Consider the following 286-nt stretch of genomic DNA (forward strand, 5'->3'; position numbering starts at 1 on the left):
CATGAAGGAGTTGAGTTTTTTGTCGTGGACACCATGACCAGCAACATCTGGAAAGGCGGCTGCACGGTCAGCATCGGTCAGTACGGGGACTGGGGTTCGACTGGTGGTAGTCGCCCCCCCATCCATACTTTCCATTCCGTCCATTTGCCCGTCATCCATACTCATCTTGCTGTGATCCATAGCCCCCATCTTGCTATGGTCCATAGCTCCCATTGAGCCGTGGTCCATCTTGGAGTGATCCATCTCTTCAGCGGCGTGAGCCACGACAAAGAAAGCAGGACTGGTA

1 pseudogene is annotated in these 286 nt (G+C 54.2%); it reads right to left on the reverse strand.

Annotation, left to right across the window (positions count from 1 at the left end):
- Positions 1-286 (reverse strand): annotated as a pseudogene (locus tag VD17_RS32505) (copper resistance protein B); the annotation flags it as partial.

The sequence above is a fragment of the Pseudomonas fluorescens genome (assembly GCF_000968015.1).
In the GTDB taxonomy this organism is placed as follows: Bacteria; Pseudomonadota; Gammaproteobacteria; order Pseudomonadales; family Pseudomonadaceae; genus Aquipseudomonas; species Aquipseudomonas fluorescens_W.